The 17,291-nt window shown below is 59.4% G+C and carries 20 protein-coding genes; 11 read left to right on the top strand and 9 right to left on the bottom strand.

The window, feature by feature from the left end:
- On the bottom strand, window positions 1–461 hold a 461-nt coding region (locus D8U18_RS03740; protein WP_131107048.1), incomplete at its 3' end, for an ACT domain-containing protein.
- A 279-nt stretch (window positions 462–740) separates the two neighbouring features.
- Between D8U18_RS03740 and phhA the strand changes: the two genes are divergently transcribed.
- The 5 genes from phhA (at window position 741) to D8U18_RS03765 (ending at window position 5,150) form a co-directional block, all read left to right on the top strand.
- Window positions 741–1,532, top strand: coding sequence for a phenylalanine 4-monooxygenase (phhA, locus tag D8U18_RS03745; RefSeq protein WP_056853041.1), 792 nt, complete (start codon window positions 741–743; stop codon window positions 1,530–1,532).
- A gap of 104 nt (window positions 1,533–1,636) precedes the next feature.
- Window positions 1,637–1,993: a 4a-hydroxytetrahydrobiopterin dehydratase gene (locus D8U18_RS03750; RefSeq protein ID WP_056853042.1), complete on the top strand. Its 357-nt coding sequence runs from the start codon at window positions 1,637–1,639 to the stop codon at window positions 1,991–1,993.
- Window positions 1,993–3,186 carry an amino acid aminotransferase gene (locus D8U18_RS03755; RefSeq protein ID WP_130907921.1) on the top strand — a complete coding sequence of 398 codons (1,194 nt, stop codon included), beginning with the start codon at window positions 1,993–1,995 and terminating at the stop codon, window positions 3,184–3,186. Before D8U18_RS03750 ends, D8U18_RS03755 begins: the two co-directional genes overlap by 1 nt.
- A gap of 479 nt (window positions 3,187–3,665) precedes the next feature.
- A complete protein-coding gene (locus D8U18_RS03760) occupies window positions 3,666–3,851 on the top strand; it encodes a hypothetical protein (protein WP_056853044.1) in 186 nt (61 codons plus the stop codon).
- A 99-nt stretch (window positions 3,852–3,950) separates the two neighbouring features.
- Window positions 3,951–5,150 (top strand): MFS transporter, encoded by a 1,200-nt coding sequence (locus D8U18_RS03765; protein WP_056853045.1) that lies wholly within the window; start codon window positions 3,951–3,953, stop codon window positions 5,148–5,150.
- Here the strand turns inward: D8U18_RS03765 and arfB are convergent.
- The 8 genes from arfB to D8U18_RS03810 form a co-directional block, all read right to left on the bottom strand.
- Window positions 5,147–5,560 carry an alternative ribosome rescue aminoacyl-tRNA hydrolase ArfB gene (gene arfB / locus D8U18_RS03770; protein ID WP_056853046.1) on the bottom strand — a complete coding sequence of 138 codons (414 nt, stop codon included), beginning with the start codon at window positions 5,558–5,560 and terminating at the stop codon, window positions 5,147–5,149. The genes D8U18_RS03765 and arfB overlap by 4 nt on opposite strands.
- 214 nt (window positions 5,561–5,774) lie before the next feature.
- Window positions 5,775–7,187 carry an amino acid permease gene (locus D8U18_RS03780; protein ID WP_056853047.1) on the bottom strand — a complete coding sequence of 471 codons (1,413 nt, stop codon included), beginning with the start codon at window positions 7,185–7,187 and terminating at the stop codon, window positions 5,775–5,777.
- A gap of 563 nt (window positions 7,188–7,750) precedes the next feature.
- The gene (locus D8U18_RS03785) at window positions 7,751–8,026 is read right to left on the bottom strand and encodes a hypothetical protein (RefSeq protein ID WP_130903467.1); all 276 of its coding nucleotides are present in this window, start codon (window positions 8,024–8,026) and stop codon (window positions 7,751–7,753) included.
- Window positions 8,027–8,058: 32 nt separating this feature from the next.
- Window positions 8,059–9,279: a 23S rRNA pseudouridine(2605) synthase RluB gene (gene rluB, locus D8U18_RS03790; RefSeq protein WP_130903466.1), complete on the bottom strand. Its 1,221-nt coding sequence runs from the start codon at window positions 9,277–9,279 to the stop codon at window positions 8,059–8,061.
- Window positions 9,280–9,541: 262 nt separating this feature from the next.
- The gene (gene scpB / locus D8U18_RS03795; RefSeq protein ID WP_130908074.1) at window positions 9,542–10,513 is read right to left on the bottom strand and encodes an SMC-Scp complex subunit ScpB; all 972 of its coding nucleotides are present in this window, start codon (window positions 10,511–10,513) and stop codon (window positions 9,542–9,544) included.
- An 11-nt stretch (window positions 10,514–10,524) separates the two neighbouring features.
- On the bottom strand, window positions 10,525–11,223 hold the full coding sequence (locus tag D8U18_RS03800; RefSeq protein ID WP_177336555.1) for a ScpA family protein: 699 nt from the start codon (window positions 11,221–11,223) through the stop codon (window positions 10,525–10,527).
- Window positions 11,224–11,343: 120 nt separating this feature from the next.
- Window positions 11,344–11,973 (bottom strand): L-threonylcarbamoyladenylate synthase, encoded by a 630-nt coding sequence (locus D8U18_RS03805; RefSeq protein ID WP_130903464.1) that lies wholly within the window; start codon window positions 11,971–11,973, stop codon window positions 11,344–11,346.
- A gap of 13 nt (window positions 11,974–11,986) precedes the next feature.
- On the bottom strand, window positions 11,987–12,850 hold the full coding sequence (locus D8U18_RS03810) for a PHP domain-containing protein (protein WP_056853052.1): 864 nt from the start codon (window positions 12,848–12,850) through the stop codon (window positions 11,987–11,989).
- An 87-nt stretch (window positions 12,851–12,937) separates the two neighbouring features.
- Between D8U18_RS03810 and D8U18_RS03815 the strand changes: the two genes are divergently transcribed.
- From D8U18_RS03815 to D8U18_RS03840, 6 genes are all read left to right on the top strand, one after another.
- The gene (locus D8U18_RS03815) at window positions 12,938–13,534 is read left to right on the top strand and encodes a septation protein A (protein ID WP_056853053.1); all 597 of its coding nucleotides are present in this window, start codon (window positions 12,938–12,940) and stop codon (window positions 13,532–13,534) included.
- Window position 13,535: 1 nt separating this feature from the next.
- Complete coding sequence (locus D8U18_RS03820; protein ID WP_056853054.1) at window positions 13,536–13,835, top strand: YciI family protein; 300 nt, start codon at window positions 13,536–13,538, stop codon at window positions 13,833–13,835.
- A gap of 110 nt (window positions 13,836–13,945) precedes the next feature.
- Complete coding sequence (locus D8U18_RS03825; RefSeq protein WP_131107049.1) at window positions 13,946–14,359, top strand: translation initiation factor 2; 414 nt, start codon at window positions 13,946–13,948, stop codon at window positions 14,357–14,359.
- A gap of 7 nt (window positions 14,360–14,366) precedes the next feature.
- Entirely contained in the window at window positions 14,367–15,044 is a 678-nt protein-coding gene (locus D8U18_RS03830) for a response regulator transcription factor (protein ID WP_056853056.1), read from the top strand.
- A 228-nt stretch (window positions 15,045–15,272) separates the two neighbouring features.
- Entirely contained in the window at window positions 15,273–15,722 is a 450-nt protein-coding gene (locus D8U18_RS03835; protein ID WP_131107050.1) for an LTXXQ domain protein, read from the top strand.
- A 175-nt stretch (window positions 15,723–15,897) separates the two neighbouring features.
- Complete coding sequence (locus tag D8U18_RS03840; RefSeq protein WP_131107051.1) at window positions 15,898–17,235, top strand: HAMP domain-containing sensor histidine kinase; 1,338 nt, start codon at window positions 15,898–15,900, stop codon at window positions 17,233–17,235.
- The last annotated feature ends 56 nt before the right edge of the window (window positions 17,236–17,291 follow it).

The raw sequence follows: 17,291 nt of genomic DNA on the forward strand, positions 1-17,291 counted from the left end.
ACCTTGACCCGCAGCCCATTGATTCGCGACTTGTTGGCGCGCACCAGTTCCGGCAAATCGAAGTCCTCGGCATATCGAGACAGCGGAATCCCCGGCACTTCATCGACTCGAACACCAAGCAACTGCGCCGCCGCACGATTGGCCGCGACGATCGAGCCGCCCATGTCGATCGACAGCACTGGAAACTCCAGTGCACCAAGCAGCGCATTGAGCTCCATGTGCCGACGTTCGCTAGGCATCAGGCCTACACGCTTGACGCCAAACACCCCGCCAATCGCTTCGAATTTCGGACGCAAAGCCTGGAACTGAATGTTGATCAGGTTCGGACAGTGCAAGTAGATCGCGTTGCCATGCTCACCACCCACTTCACCGCGAGCGACGTTGATGCCGTACTCCACCAGCAGGTTGAGAATGTCACGCAGGATGCCGATGCGGTTCTGGCAGTGGACTTTGATACGCATATAAAGGCCCGAACAGTGGTGAATGAGGCCCACGGCAAGAATATTTCTGCTGGAGCGCTCAGTTAGTCGTCAAGATTATGTGACAGGTGGAGCGCTTTTCCCACCCACCAATCTCAACACCTGCGCGACAACCTATAAAACGTAACGAAAACTTTACGATAGTTGGAGAATTTTCCTACGCACAACGGGGATCACCTGCTGCCATCACGCAATTCATGGGTTATTTCTGGGTCCATAGCAGCACATAACAAGAATGAAATCCCTTAGCAGGAGAGCAGCATGAAGCAGACGCAATACGTGGCTCGCGAGCCCGATGCGCAAGGTTTTATCGACTACCCCGCCGAAGAACATGCGGTGTGGAACACGCTGATCACTCGCCAACTGAAAGTGATCGAAGGGCGTGCGTGCCAGGAATACCTGGACGGTATCGAAAAACTCGGTCTGCCCCACGACCGCATTCCGCAATTGGGCGAGATCAACAAGGTCCTCGGTGAAACCACCGGTTGGCAGGTCGCCCGTGTACCGGCGCTGATCCCCTTCCAGACCTTTTTCGAATTGCTCGCCAGCAAGCAGTTTCCGGTGGCCACCTTTATTCGTACCCGCGAAGAGCTGGATTACCTGCAAGAGCCGGATATTTTCCACGAGATCTTCGGCCACTGTCCGTTGCTGACCAACCCTTGGTTCGCCGAATTCACCCACACCTACGGCAAGCTTGGCCTGCAAGCGACCAAGGAAGAGCGCGTGTATCTGGCGCGCCTGTACTGGATGACCATCGAGTTCGGCCTGGTCGACACTCCACAAGGCCAGCGCATCTACGGCGGCGGCATTCTGTCCTCGCCTAAAGAAACCGTTTATTGCCTGTCGGACGAACCCGAACACCAGGCGTTCGACCCGCTGGAATGCATGCGCACGCCGTACCGCATCGACATTTTGCAGCCACTGTATTTCGCGCTGCCGAACCTCAAGCGCCTGTTCGACCTCGCCCACGAAGACATCATGGGCATGGTCAAGCAAGCGATGCAGATGGGTCTTCACGCACCAAAATTTCCGCCCAAACCAAAAGCCGCGTGATCCGTCGCTTTTAGAATCAAGTGAGCCTGTCAGAAACCGACGCTTTGCATTAGCGTGGGCGCTACTGACGGCCGATTTTCAACATTCGATTTCAGGAACACATCATGACCGCACTTACCCAAGCCCATTGCGAAGCCTGCCGCGCCGATGCTCCACAGGTCAGCGACGAAGAACTGCCGATCCTGATCAAGCAGATCCCGGATTGGAACATCGAAGTCCGCGACGGCATCATGCAGCTGGAAAAGATTTTCCTGTTCAAGAACTTCAAACACGCCCTGGCGTTCACCAACGCTGTCGGTGAAATCTCCGAGGCCGAAGGTCACCACCCGGGCCTGCTGACCGAATGGGGCAAAGTCACCGTGACCTGGTGGAGCCACTCGATCAAAGGCTTGCACCGCAATGACTTCATCATGGCCGCGCGCACTGACATCGTTGCCAAGGACGCCGAGGGCCGCAAGTAATGCACTTCGACGCCATCGGCCGCGTGCCCGGCGACCCGATCCTGGGCCTGATGGAGGCTTATGCGCAGGACCCGAATCCGCGCAAGTTCGACCTTGGCGTGGGCGTCTATAAGGACGCCCAGGGCCTGACGCCGATTCCGCAATCGGTGAAGCTGGCCGAGGCGCGCCTGGTGGAACGTCAGACCACCAAGACCTACATTGGTGGTCACGGCGAACCTGCATTTGGCAAAGCGATCAATGAATTGGTGCTTGGCGCCGATTCCAAGCTGATCGAGTCACAGCGCGCTGGCGCCACCCAAACGCCCGGCGGCACCGGAGCGTTGCGCCTGAGTGCTGACTTCATCGCCCAATGCCTGCCGGGTCGCGGGGTATGGCTGAGCAACCCGACCTGGCCAATCCACGAAACGATTTTCGCAGCAGCCAAGGTCAAGGTCAGTCATTACCCGTACGTGGGCAGTGACAACCGACTCGACGTCGACGGGATGCTCGCTGCGCTCAATGAAGCCCCAAAGGGCGACGTGGTGTTGCTGCATGCCTGCTGCCACAACCCGACCGGGTTCGATCTGTCCCACGAGGACTGGCGCCGGGTGCTTGAAGTTGTTCGCAAACGCGAGCTGCTGCCGCTGATCGACTTCGCTTATCAGGGCTTCGGCGATGGTCTGGAACAGGATGCCTGGTCCACCCGACTGTTCGCCGCCGAGCTGCCGGAGGTGCTGATCACCAGCTCCTGCTCGAAGAACTTCGGGCTGTACCGCGACCGTACCGGTGCGCTGATTGTCTGCGCGAAAACCGCCGACAAACTCACCGATATCCGCAGTCAATTGGCCAACATCGCCCGCAACCTGTGGTCGACACCGCCGGACCACGGTGCTGCCGTCGTCGCAACCATCCTCGGCGATCCGGAGCTCAAACGCCTGTGGGCCGACGAAGTGGAAGCGATGCGCCTGCGTATCGCCCAGCTGCGCAGCGGTCTGGTGGAAGCACTCGAGCCCCACGGTTTGCGCGAGCGATTTGCGCACATTGGCGTGCAGCGCGGGATGTTCTCCTATACCGGCCTGTCGCCGGAGCAAGTGAAGAACCTGCGCGATCACCACAGCGTGTACATGGTCAGCTCAGGCCGGGCCAACGTGGCGGGGATTGATGCCACGCGTCTGGATTTGCTGGCCGAGGCGATTGCCAGCGTCTGCAAGTAAAATCGCAAATACTGCGAGTCCCTCTGTGGGAGCGAGCCTGCTCGCGATAGCGGTCAATAAGTCAACAACACCGTTGAATGACACACCGCATCGCGAGCAGGCTCGCTCCCACAGTTGTATGTGCGCGAATCTACCGATTTGTATAGACAACTCCATCCGTCGAAACAAATGGATATAAAAGTCCGATTGTCATTTTTAGTGCTGTATCCTGCCCAGGCTTTTTTAAAAGCGCGGATCTACCAGATCTATCAACAGACTTAGCGAGGAGCGCAACCATGCACGAGATTCCTAATCTCCCCTTCCCAAGCCTGCACGTACCTGAGCAGACGACCACGCAACAAGCCGGTGCCCAACAGCCCGAGCCAAAAGAAGCACCTGACAGCCGCCAGGCTGACAGAGAAGACTGAAACACCCGCCGTACAGACCGTGTGGAAAGCGCTAACATGCGCTTTCCACACTGCCTGAACGAGCCTTGAACCATGACCGATGAATTTAGCGAAGCCCAGGCCAGCGTCCTGATCGGCACCGCCGAGAAAATGATCGAGATCTGGAATCGCCTCTCCCCCGAGAAACAAGCCGCTTTGCTTGCCCGCTTCGGCACCGAAGAAAATGCCTTGGCTGCACTGGTCACCACGCAACTGGTTGCCCCTGCCAAGCCCGAGTGACACCGCCCGGCAAATAGTTTTACTTTTTCACAACCCACGACAGCCAGCACCGCTATCATAAGCAGCCTATCTATCCTGCTTTACCGTGGACCTTTACCCATGCCTGAACACCAGCGCCCCTTGGCGGTCACGCTGCAAGTTGTATCCATCGTCCTTTTTACCTTCATCGGCTACCTGAACATCGGCATCCCCTTGGCCGTATTGCCCGGTTATGTCCATAGCGATCTGGGCTTCGGCGCAGTGATTGCGGGCCTGGTAATCAGCGTGCAGTACCTGGCCACCCTGCTCAGCCGCCCGTATGCCGGGAAAATCATCGACAACAAAGGCAGCAAACTGGCGGTCATGTATGGCCTCGCCGGTTGTGGCTTGAGCGGTGTGTTCATGCTGATTTCAGCCTGGACGCAAAGCTTGCCGATGCTCAGCCTGATCAGCCTGTTGATCGGCCGCCTGGTCCTGGGCAGCGCGGAAAGTCTGGTGGGCTCGGGTTCAATTGGCTGGGGCATCGGCCGCGTCGGCGCGGCGAACACCGCCAAGGTCATTTCGTGGAACGGTATTGCCAGCTATGGCGCGCTGGCGGTCGGCGCGCCGCTGGGCGTATTGCTGGTCAGCAAAATGGGCTTGTGGAGCATGGGCGTCAGCATCGTGCTGCTGGCTGCGCTTGGCCTGCTGCTGGCCTGGCCGAAAACCGCCGCGCCCATTGTTGTCGGTGAGCGCTTGCCATTCATGCATGTGCTCGGCCGAGTATTGCCGCACGGCTGCGGCCTGGCCTTGGGCTCCATCGGTTTCGGCACCATCGCCACGTTCATTACGTTGTATTACGCCACGCAGCACTGGGACAACGCGGTGTTATGCCTGAGCCTGTTCGGTGCCAGCTTCATTGGCGCGCGCCTTTTGTTCGGCAACCTGATCAACCGCCTCGGCGGCTTTCGCGTGGCGATTGCCTGTTTGTCGGTAGAAACCCTGGGCCTGTTGTTGCTGTGGCTGGCACCCGACGCGTACTGGGCGCTGGCAGGCGCGGCTTTGACGGGTTTCGGTTTCTCGCTGGTGTTTCCGGCGCTCGGTGTGGAAGCGGTCAATCTGGTGCCCGCCTCCAGCCGTGGCGCGGCAGTGGGGGCTTATTCACTGTTCATCGATTTGTCGCTGGGGATCACCGGACCGCTGGCCGGTGCCATTGCGGCCGGTTTCGGTTTTGCGTCGATCTTTTTGTTCGCCGCGCTGGCGGCACTCAGTGGCCTGGCGCTCAGCGTCTACTTGTATCGTCAGGCTCCGAAGCTGCGTGAAACCCGGGATGCGCGCTAGAAATCGACCTTACCACGCCCGGCCTTGATGTTGCCGCGCTTGCTCTTGGATTCGAGCCGACGGGTTTTCGAGCCAAGGGTCGGTTTGGTCGGGCGGCGTTTCTTTTCGACCTTGGTGGCGCTCTGGATCAGTTCGACCAAACGCTCCAGGGCATCGGCGCGGTTCTGTTCTTGCGTGCGATATTGCTGGGCCTTGATGATCAGCACGCCGTCACTGGTGATCCGACTGTCGCGCAATGCCAGCAGCCGCTCCTTGTAGAACTCAGGCAAGGAAGACGCCGGAATGTCGAAGCGCAGATGCACCGCGCTCGACACCTTGTTGACGTTCTGCCCACCCGCGCCCTGGGCACGAATGGCGGTCAACTCGATCTCGGCATCCGGCAGATGCACATTGTTGGAAATCACCAGCATGGAAAAACGTCCGTAGTCAGAGCGTGCAGGATACCGCGAATGATGCGCTGATAAACCTGTGGGAGCGGGCTTGCCCGCGAAGAGGCCGGCACATTCAATATTGATAGCGCCTGACACTCCGCCATCGCGGGCAAGCCCGCTCCCACAGGGTTTTGTGTGAAGCCTGAAAACAAAAAACCCGGCACTTGGCCGGGTTTGTTGTTTTTGCGCGGAGTTACTCCACCGCTGCCTGCATGGCACGCTGGGCACTGCGCTTGTTCTTGATGCCGTAGCAAACCCACATGAACACGACCCACACCGGAATCGCGTACACCGAGATCTGGATCCCCGGGATCATCAGCATCACGCCAAGGATGAACACCACGAACGCCAGGCAGACGTAGTTCCCGTACGGGTACCACAGGGCCTTGAACAACGGCGTCTGTCTGGTTTTGTTCATGTGCTGGCGGAACTTGAAGTGCGAGAAGCTGATCATCGCCCAGTTGATCACCAGGGTCGCTACTACCAGCGACATCAGCAGTTCCAGTGCGTTCTGTGGAATCAGGTAGTTCAGCAGGACCGCAATCAACGTCACCGCAGCCGACGCCAGGATCGAACGAACCGGCACGCCACGCTTGTCGATCTTCGCCAGAGCCTTCGGCGCATCGCCCTGTTCGGCCATGCCCAACAGCATGCGGCTGTTGCAGTAGGTGCCGCTGTTGTACACCGACAACGCCGCCGTCAGGACCACGAAGTTGAGGATGTGCGCGGCGGTGTTGCTGCCCAGCATCGAGAACACTTGCACGAACGGGCTGCCGCTGTAGGAATCACCGGAAGCGTTCAGGGTAGTCAGCAGGCTGTCCCATGGAGTCAACGACAGCAGGATCACCAGTGCGCCGATGTAGAAAATCAGGATCCGGTAGATCACCTGGTTGATCGCTTTCGGGATCACGGTTTTCGGTTTGTCGGCTTCGGCGGCGGTAAAACCGAGCATTTCCAGGCCGCCGAAAGAGAACATGATGATTGCCATGGCCATCACCAGACCGCTGACGCCGTTCGGGAAGAAGCCACCGTGGGACCACAGATTGCTCACCGCAGCCTGTGGGCCGCCGTTACCGCTGACCAGCAGATAGCTGCCCAGGCCGATCATGCCGACAATCGCCACGACCTTGATGATCGCGAACCAGAACTCGGCTTCGCCAAACACTTTGACGTTGGCCAGGTTGATCAAATTGATCAGCACGAAGAACGCTGCCGCGGTGGCCCAGGTCGGGATGTCCGGCGCCCAGTAGTGGATGTATTTGCCGACGGCTGTCAGTTCGGACATGCCCACCAGGATGTACAGGATCCAGCAGTTCCAGCCCGAGAGGAAACCGGCAAAACCGCCCCAGTATTTGTGTGCGAAGTGGCTGAAGGAACCGGCCACCGGCTCTTCGACAATCATTTCGCCCAGTTGGCGCATGATCATGAAGGCAATGAAGCCGCAAATGGCGTAGCCGAGAATCATCGACGGCCCGGCGGATTTCAGCACCCCGGCCGAACCGAGGAACAAACCGGTACCGATCGCGCCACCGAGGGCAATCAGTTGAATGTGGCGATTTTTCAGGCCGCGTTTCAGCTCGCCTGAATGCGAGTTTTGTCCACTCATGAAAAGGGTCTCACGCAAGGTTTGATGATGTTCAGAAGACGTTGCTGCTCAGCAAAGGCGTTAAGCGGCACCGATCAAACCCCAGCGCAGGCACCAGGAGTTCAGCGTATTTACAACGGTCATGCGTCACCTGTTTGTTTTTATCTGTGACGAAATCGAACCCGACACGCTCGTGACGCGGCGGAGTGAACAAGGCGGATAGCCTTGAGGTTTGCGCAGATGCGCAGGAGGTCACAGGTAAAACGCGCGCATTGTACACCGCTAACCCCCTGCTGCCAGACCCGCTGGACAAGCGTGTCTATGGCCGGGATTGCCCGTGTCCGTCCCGAACGAGTCGGACGGCTGCAAATAAAGGATCAGACCCTTGCGGATCAGCGACAGGGACGAATAACCAAACGCCCCTTGCGGAGAAATGAAAACGGATTGCGGCGTTCATTGCGCCTCCTTTTTGTTATGCACCTGCACGACAGGCATGGCGCGCATCTGACCCTGCATGGCGTATTGAAACAAGCGGGCTAGAGCGGTGAAAGATGGATGCGAGGCAATGGCGCGTAAGAATTTTCTTACGAAACCAAGGGGAAGGCGATTTCATGGGGTTTACCCGTTGATTTCGTCATGAAATCTTTACAGGCTGTAATTTTGGCTTTCCACCTTGGGCAACTCTGTGCTGCATATGGCGCCATCGCGGGCAAGCCCACAGGGATCTGTGTTTTATTCACTGTTTTGTACCCGGCATAGAACGCTGTGGGATTGAGCTTGCCCGCGATGAGGCCTTCAAAAACAGCACAGACATAAAGCCGGACGAAAAAAAACGCCAACCCGAAGGTTGGCGTTTTCACATGCAGCTTGTCGCCTGAAGCTTACCGCTGCTTCACTCCGGCTTGCGACGACCGAAGCCCGGGCGCTGACCCGAACCCGCTGGTGCACCACGGCGCTTGCCCGATGGCGTATCACCGTCGACCAGCTTGATCCCCGGACGCTTCGGCGCAGGCTTGGCCGGGCGCTTGGTGTCGGCCGGGCGATCCGCTACCGGCGTACCACGACCTTCGCCACGCTCGGTACGGCCATTGGCCGGACGCGGCGTACGCGGGCCGCGCTCACCGTCCTGACGGGCAACAGGCTTGCGACCTGGGCGCTCGCCTTCGATCTGCGGCTCACGGCTTGCACGTGGTGCGGCAGGTGCAGCGGCCGCGCCAGTGGCTGGACGCAAAGTCCGCACGCGCTCGGTCTTGGCCATCGGCCGCGACGATTTACGCTGCATCCGGTCAAGCTTGTCTTTGCTCTTGGCGTTCATCTGCGGCATTGCGACCGGCGTCAGGCCAACCTCGGCACTCAAAATGTCGACTTCGTACTGGCTCATTTCGCGCCAGCGACCCATCGGCAGGTCGGAGTTGAGGAACACCGGGCCGAAACGCACGCGCTTCAGACGGCTGACCACCAGGCCCTGGGATTCCCACAGACGACGAACTTCACGGTTACGACCTTCCATTACCACGCAGTGATACCAGTGGTTGAAACCTTCACCACCGGGTGCCTGCTTGATATCGGTGAACTTGGCCGGGCCGTCCTCAAGGACAACGCCAGCCTTCAGGCGCTCGATCATCTCGTCGTCGACTTCGCCACGCACACGTACCGCGTATTCACGGTCCATTTCGTAGGAAGGGTGCATCAGGCGGTTGGCCAGCTCACCGTCAGTAGTGAACATCAGCAAACCAGTGGTGTTGATGTCCAGACGACCGATGTTGATCCAGCGGCCTTCTTTAGGGCGCGGCATCTTGTCGAACACGGTTGGGCGGCCTTCCGGGTCGACACGGGTGCAGATCTCGCCATCAGGCTTGTTGTACATGATCACACGGCGGACCGACTCGGCAGCCTCTTCGCGCTTGATCACCTTGCCATCGATGGTGATGGCGTCGTGCATGTCGACACGCTGGCCAAGGGTGGCGTCTTTGCCGTTGACCTTGATGCGGCCGTGGCTGATCCAGGCTTCCACGTCACGGCGCGAGCCGACGCCGATACGGGCGAGGACTTTCTGCAGTTTTTCGCCTGCTGGGCCGATTTCCTGGTCGTCTTTCTGGTCTTTGATACTCATCTGGGCACCTCCCGGTGTGTTCTGAAAACTGGGTACTCGGGCGAAGGGATCGCCGAAGGGTCGCGAATCATACGCGCATGCGGGCGTTTGCGCATCAGAGACTAGCCGATCGATGGTGACTTACTTAATTTTCCGCCGACCGGTGACCTCGATGGTTGCAAACCTTCTGTAGGAGCCGGCTTGCTGGCGATGGCATCACCACGGTGCATCGGAGGAATAGCGGTGATGCGATCGCCAGCAAGCCGGCTCCTACAGGGTTGTGTCAGTCTTCGAATTGGCGGCGTTCGGCTTCGATGGCTTCGGCCAGGGCCAGGGCTTCGGCTTCTTCGTCGCTCAGTTCAGGCTCGGGTTTCGGCTGTTCCAGTGCGGCAACGGCAGCCAGGAGTTTTTCCCGGGCCTCGGCCACGCCGAGGATGTCGTCTTCCTGCTCGGGTTCAATTTCCGGCTCAGGTTCGATCTGCAAAACTTCAGTTTCGGGCTCGATGTCCGGCTGCTCCGAATCCAACTCAGGCGCCACGCCATCTCGCAACAAATCGTCGAAATCGGTCTTGATCCCCTCTTCCATGCTGTCCAGTTCCAGCAACAGCGTGTGGAAACTGGTTTCCTCCTTCGGCTCTTCCGGCTCGGCGCTGGCATCTGCCAATTCCTGCAACGCCGCCGGAACAGGCGCGTCGTCGAAATCGAGCACCGGGTCGGGCTCCAGTTCGCGCAACTCGGCCAGCGGCGGCAGATCGTCGAGGTTTTTCAGGTTGAAGTGATCGAGAAACGCCTTGGTGGTGGCGAACATCGCCGGTTTGCCCGGCACATCGCGGTAACCGACAATACGAATCCACTCGCGCTCCATCAGCGTCTTGACGATCTGGCTGTTGACCGCCACCCCCCGCACATCTTCAATTTCGCCCCGGGTGATCGGCTGTCGATAGGCGATCAGGGCGATGGTTTCGAGCATGGCCCGCGAATAGCGCTGCGGTCGTTCCTCCCACAAGCGACCGACCCACGGCGAAAACTTCTCGCGGATTTGCAGACGATAGCCGGAAGCGACTTCTTTCAACTCGTACGCCCGGCCATCGCAAGACTTGCCGAGAAGGGTCAGGGCTTTCTTGAAAACCGCCGGCTCCGGCCGTTCGCCCTCTTCGAAAAGTTCGAACAGACGGTCCAGGGATTGCGGCTTTCCCGAGGCCAACAGAAAGGCTTCAAGCAATGGCGCCAGCTCGCGGGGTTCACTCAGGTTCATGATTAAACTCGTTATTCGGCTCGGGCTCGGACATGGATCGCGGCGAACGGCTCATTCTGCACCAACTCGACCAAGGATTCCTTGACCAGTTCGAGGACGGCCATGAACGTCACGACAACCCCCAGGCGCCCTTCTTCAGCGGTGAACAGCTCGACGAACGGCACGAAACCGCCGCCTTTGAGCCGTTCCAGTACATCGCTCATGCGTTCGCGGGTCGACAGTGCCTCGCGGCTGACCTGATGGCTTTCGAACATGTCGCCGCGGCGTAACACTTCCGCCATCGACATCAACAACTCTGACAAGCGCACATCCGGCAACAACTTGCGCGCCCGTGCCTCCGGGGCGTCGAGCTTGGGCACCAGCACATCGCGACCCACACGACTCAGGCCGTCGATGCCTTCAGCCGCAGCCTTGAAACGCTCGTACTCCTGCAAGCGGCGGATCAGTTCGGCACGCGGATCCTCTTCCTCTTCCTCGACGGTTTCGGCCCGCGGCAGCAGCATTCGCGACTTGATCTCGGCCAGCATCGCGGCCATCACCAGATATTCGGCGGCCAGTTCCAGGCGCACCGACTGCATCAGTTCGACATAACCCATGTACTGGCGGGTGATTTCCGCCACCGGGATGTCGAGGATGTTGATGTTCTGTTTGCGGATCAGGTACAGCAACAGGTCGAGCGGGCCTTCGAAGGCTTCGAGAAAGACTTCCAGCGCATCCGGCGGGATGTACAGATCCAGCGGCATTTCCATGACCGCCTGGCCATAGACCATGGCGAATGGCAGCTCTTGCTGGGCTCCGGCCTGACTGTCGACGGGTTCTACTGCAGACATCTACGCCTCGGCCATGAACGGCGTTGGATCGCCGCAACCGACGCGGATCACTTCCGGTTCGCCATCGGCGAGGTTGATCACCGTGGAGGCCTTGATTCCGCCGAAACCGCCGTCGATGATCAGGTCGACCTGATGCTCGAGCAATTGGCGCATTTCATAAGGATCAAACATCGGGTCAGTTTCACCGGGCATGATCAGGCTCACGCTCATCAGCGGCTCGCCGAGTTGGTCCAGCAACGCCAAGGCGATCGGATGGCTCGGCACCCGCAGGCCGATGGTGCGTTTTTTCGGGTGCAGCAACAGCCGCGGGACTTCACGGGTGGCGTTGAGAATGAAGGTGTACGGCCCCGGCAGATGAGCCTTGAGAATGCGGAAAGTGCCGGTATCGATCTTGGCGAACAGGCCCAGTTGCGACAGGTCGCTGCAGATCAGTGCGAAGTTGTGCTTGTCGTCCAGGCCACGCAAACGGCGCACACGCTCCACGGCGACCTTGTCGCCGATCTGGCAACCGATGGCGTAGGAGGAGTCCGTGGGATAAATCACCACCCCGCCGCTACGGATGATCTCGACAGCCTGTTTGATCAGGCGCGCTTGCGGGTTTTCCGGATGAATCTGGAAAAATTGACTCACATTCTCTACCTGTTCAGACGGCGGCAATAACTGGGTCATGTTTGAATCGGCACCACAGGGGTGGCAGATCCTCCGGGAGCGGGCGGTACTCACCGATTTCCGACCACCCGCCCGGGCCATGGAAATCACTGCCGGCGCTGACCAGCAGACCGAACTCGCGAGCCAGGATGGCCAGGCTGCCCACTTGCTCGGCGGGCTGATAGCCATTGACCACTTCGATCGCGTGGCCGCCTGCTTGAATATAGTCGGCAATCAGGCGACGACGCTTGCTGCGAGTGAACTCGTAATGCCAAGGATGGGCCAGACTGACCCAGGCCTTGGCCGCGCGCAGGGTTTCGACGGTGTCTTCAAGGGTCGGCCAGTGTTGCTTGACGTCGCCCAGCTTGCCGGCACCCAGCCATTTGCGGAACGCTTCGGCGCGATCCTTTACAAAACCTTCGCGGACCATCCAGTCGGCAAAATGCGGCCGGGCCGGAGCGTTGCCACTGTCGCCCAGCTCCTGCTGGATCTGCCGGGCGCCTTCCAGCGCCCCCGGCATGCCTTTCAACGCCAGTTTGCGACTTATTTCTTCGGACCGTAGCCAGCGGCCATCGTGCAATTTGGCAATCGCCTCGACCAATGGCGCGGCATGGACGTCGAAACCGTAGCCCAGCACATGAATGGTCGCCCCGCCCCAGGTGCAGGACAATTCGATGCCATTGACCAGTTGCATTCCCAGCGCATCCGCCGCTTCGCGGGCCTCGGCGATGCCTTCAAGGGTATCGTGATCGGTCAAGGCCAGGACTCGCACGCCTTTCTCGAATGCACGCGCAACCAGTACCGCAGGCGCCAGGGCGCCATCGGAGGCCGTGCTATGGCAGTGCAAATCAACATTCACAGGGCTTTGTAACCTCAAATCAGCTGGCGCTATCGCGCGCCCATATGTTTGTTATTATGCCGCCACATCCTGCTTCTGGCTGCCACTGTGAAACAATTCATCGATTTCATCCCGCTCCTGCTGTTTTTCATCGTCTTCAAAATCGATCCACGGGTCGTCGACATCGCCGGCCATGAGGTAACTGTAGGCGGTATTTACAGCGCTACCGCGATGCTGATCATCAGTTCGCTGGTGGTCTACGGCGCGCTGTTCATCAAACAGCGCAAGCTGGAGAAGAGCCAGTGGCTGACCCTCGTCGCCTGTCTGGTCTTCGGCAGCCTGACCCTGGCCTTCCACAGCGAAACCTTCCTCAAATGGAAGGCGCCGGTGGTCAACTGGCTGTTCGCCCTGGGCTTCATCGGCAGCCACTTCATCGGTGACCGCCTGCTGATCAAACGCATCATGGGCCACGCGCTGACGTTGCCGGAACCTGTCTGGACGCGCCTGAACATCGCCTGGATCGTGTTTTTCCTGTTTTGCGGTGCCGCCAACCTGTTCGTCGCGTTCACCTTCCAGAGCTACTGGGTAGACTTCAAGGTCTTCGGCAGCCTGGGCATGACCTTGCTGTTCCTGATTGGCCAGGGCATCTACCTGTCCCGTCATCTGCACGACGCCGATACCCCATCGCCAAAAACCGAGGACTGACATGCTTTACGCAATCATTGCCACAGACGTCGCCAACTCCCTGGAAGCCCGCCTGGCCGCACGGCCTGCGCACCTTGAGCGTCTGCAAGTGCTCAAGGGTGAAGGTCGCATCGTTCTGGCCGGTCCACATCCGGCTGTCGACAGCAATGATCCGGGCGCAGCGGGTTTCACCGGCAGCCTGATCGTCGCCGAATTCGATTCGCTGAGCGCCGCACAAGCCTGGGCCGATGCCGATCCGTACATCGCCGCAGGCGTCTACGCCAGCGTTCTGGTCAAACCGTTCAAGCAAGTCCTGCCGTAACGCCTCCCTCACGCGGTGAACCTTATCGGTTCATCGCGTTCTCAAGCGCTCATTATTCCCGTTTGCCGGCCGACAACTTCCCAATACTCGTATTGGAATCAGGAGTCGCGATGCGCAAAGGTCCGTTGTGTCTGTTGTTGGTCACGTTGTCGATCATGGCCCCCGCCCACGGTGAGGAAAGCTCCGAGGGTGGCAGTTCGACGCCTTTGTCCCTGAGCGCCGGCAGCCAGATCAACGAGTTGCAGCAACGCTTGAAAGAAAGCGAACGGCAACGGGAAGAACTGAGCAAACAATTGCAGAATGCCGATGGCGAACGCGAAAGCGCCCAGCTGACCCGGTTGCGCCAGGAGAACCAGCGCCTGAAGCTGCAACTCAAGGAGGCCCAGGCCGGCAGCGTGTTGCCGCGTTTGCTGACCGATCAGCAACAGTGGTTCGTCATTGGCGCCGGGGTAGCGCTATTGGCCCTGCTCTGCGGTATCTTCGCCAGTGGTGCACGGCGAAAACGTCGACAATGGCTAAATTGAGTGAGTCATGAGCGAACTGTTATTAATTGATGATGATCAGGAGCTGTGTGAGCTTCTGAGCAGTTGGCTGAGTCAGGAAGGCTTTCAGGTTCGCGCCTGCCACGATGGCCAGAGCGCCCGTCGTGCGCTGGCTGAAACCTCTCCGGCGGCCGTGGTTCTGGATGTGATGCTGCCGGACGGCAGCGGCCTGGAACTGCTCAAGCAGTTACGCAGTGATCACCCGGATCTGCCGGTGCTGATGCTCTCGGCCCGCGGCGAACCCCTGGATCGCATCCTGGGTCTGGAACTGGGTGCCGATGATTACCTGGCCAAACCGTGCGACCCGCGTGAGCTGACCGCCCGGCTGCGCGCCGTGTTGCGTCGCAGCCATCCGGCCGCGGTGTCCAGCCAATTGGAACTGGGCGACTTGTGTTTCAGCCCGGTACGCGGTGTGGTCAGCATCGATGAAAAGGAACTGACCCTGACGGTTTCCGAAAGCCGTCTGCTCGAAGCCCTGCTCAAGCAGCCCGGCGAGCCACTGGACAAACAGGAACTGGCGCAAATCGCCCTCGGCCGCAAGCTGACCCTGTATGACCGCAGCCTGGACATGCACGTCAGCAACCTGCGCAAGAAAATCGGCCCGCACCCCGATGGGCGTCCGCGCATCGTGGCCCTGCGTAGCCGCGGCTATTACTACAGTCTCTGAACCCAACCCGATTGACTGTGGGAGCTGGCTTGCCTGCTATGGGCCTTGAGCCATGCGTCGAAAACAATGACGCCATCGCTGGCAACCGGTTCCCACAGGGTTTGTTTTGTCAGGAAGGTAGAAAACCATCTTTACCCAAGCCTTACACTCCGCTGACTGCCGCTGACCTTGATCTGCGTAATCTGTACTCATCCGGAACGTACCGGGAATGAGACAAGGAGATTCACCATGCGCAAGACCCTAATCGCTCTGATGTTCGCCGCCGCCCTGCCCACCGTCGCCATGGCCATGCCTGAAGGTCACGGCCCGATGGATGGGTCGATGGATAGCCCGCGCCACGGCGGTCAGATGCACGGGATGCACGGTAAAGGCCCCTACAGCCAGCTGGACCTGAGCCGCGAACAGCGTGAGCAGATCCGCAAGATCATGGGCGAGCAGATGCATGAGCGTAAGCAACTGGTCGACAAATACCTGGAGAAACTGTCGCCAGCCGACCAGAAAGCCATGAAGGACGAAATGGCCGCCAACCACAAAAAAGCGGAGGCTGATGTCCGCGCCTTGCTGAAACCGGATCAGCAGAAGAAATTCGACGAAATCCAGAAAAAGCAGGCTGAGCGTCGCGCCGAATGGGCCGAATTCAAGGCCTGGAAAGCGCAACAACCGCAAAAAGCGCAATAATGCGTTAACCAGGACCCAACGGCTGAACACCGTTGGGTCTGATGTTATTGATTCCATGCAGGAGTGAGCCTGCTCGCGATGACGGAGTGTCAGTTGATACAACTATTGACTCAGACACCGTCATCGCGAGCAGGCTCACTCCTACATTGATTTGTGTCTGGTTCGAGGATTTTCTGTGCGTTCATTGTTCTGGCGGATCCTGGCCAGCTTCTGGCTGGCCATCGCTCTGGTTGCAGGGCTTTCCATTCTGCTCGGGCACATGCTCAACCAGGATGCCTGGATCCTCAGCCGCCACCCGGGTCTCAACACCCTGGCGCAAGAGTGGACGCAAATATACGAATCTCAAGGTGAGGACGCAGCACAAGACCTCCTGCAGGAACGCAAGCGCCATTATCACATCGACGTTCAGGTGCTCAACGAAAGTGGCGACCCTGTGGTTCGCGGCACCTTCCCGCGCCGCGCGGCAGCCTTCGAAGCACGGCAGAACAACGATGACCGCCGCCTGCCCTGGCGTCGTCTGACCGACGAATACACCAGCGAAAAAACCGGCGATACCTACCTGCTGATCTACCGCATTCCCCATCCGGAACTCGATGCCTGGCACCGCGAAAGCCTGCTCTGGCCATTGAGTGCGCTAGGGATCGCGCTGGTGGTGCTGACCCTGTTCAGCCTGTTCGTGACCCTCTCCATCACCCGCCCGCTCAGCCGTTTGCGCGGCGCCGTGCATGATCTGGGGCAAACCACCTATCAGCAGAACAGCCTGGTCAAGCTGGCCAATCGCCGCGATGAGTTCGGGGTGCTGGCCAACGACTTCAACCGCATGGGCGCACGCCTGCAAAGCCTGATCAGCAGTCAGCGGCAATTGCTGCGTGACGTGTCCCACGAATTGCGCTCCCCCCTCGCCCGCCTGCGCATAGCGCTGGCATTGGCCGAACGGGCCACGCCTGAAGAACGGGAAAAGCTCTGGCCGCGCCTGACCCGTGAGTGCGACCGGCTCGAAGCACTGATCAGCGAGATTCTGGTATTGGCGCGAGTCGATGCCGATAACGCCAGCGCCGAAGAGGTGGATCTCAATGCGCTGCTCAATGCCTTGCAAAAAGATGCTCAACTGGGCTCACCTGACCAACTCGTGCATCTGGAAGCCGAACCACAATTGAATCTCACCGGCTGGCCGACCATGATCGAGCGCGCCGTGGACAACCTGTTGCGCAACGCCCAGCGTTTCAATCCCCCAGGGGGGCTGCCGATTGAAATGCAGGCGCTACGTCATGGCGAGAAAATTGTCGTGACCGTGCGCGATCATGGGCCGGGGGTAAACACCGAACACTTGAATCAGCTCGGTGAGCCGTTCTATCGGGCACCCGGGCAGACAGCGCCCGGGCATGGCCTGGGTCTGGCCATCGCCCGGCGTGCGGCGGAGCGGCATGGCGGGAGCCTGGTGCTGGCCAATCATCCTGAGGGGGGATTCATTGCCAGCCTGGAATTTCCGCTGGTGCCAGGGGTCGTCGCCTGAGTGATGATCGTTCCTACGCTCTGCGTGGGAATGCCTCAAGTCACGCTCCGCGTTCC

Source organism: Pseudomonas sp. Sample_10, from assembly GCF_004321495.1.
Taxonomy (GTDB): Bacteria; Pseudomonadota; Gammaproteobacteria; order Pseudomonadales; family Pseudomonadaceae; genus Aquipseudomonas.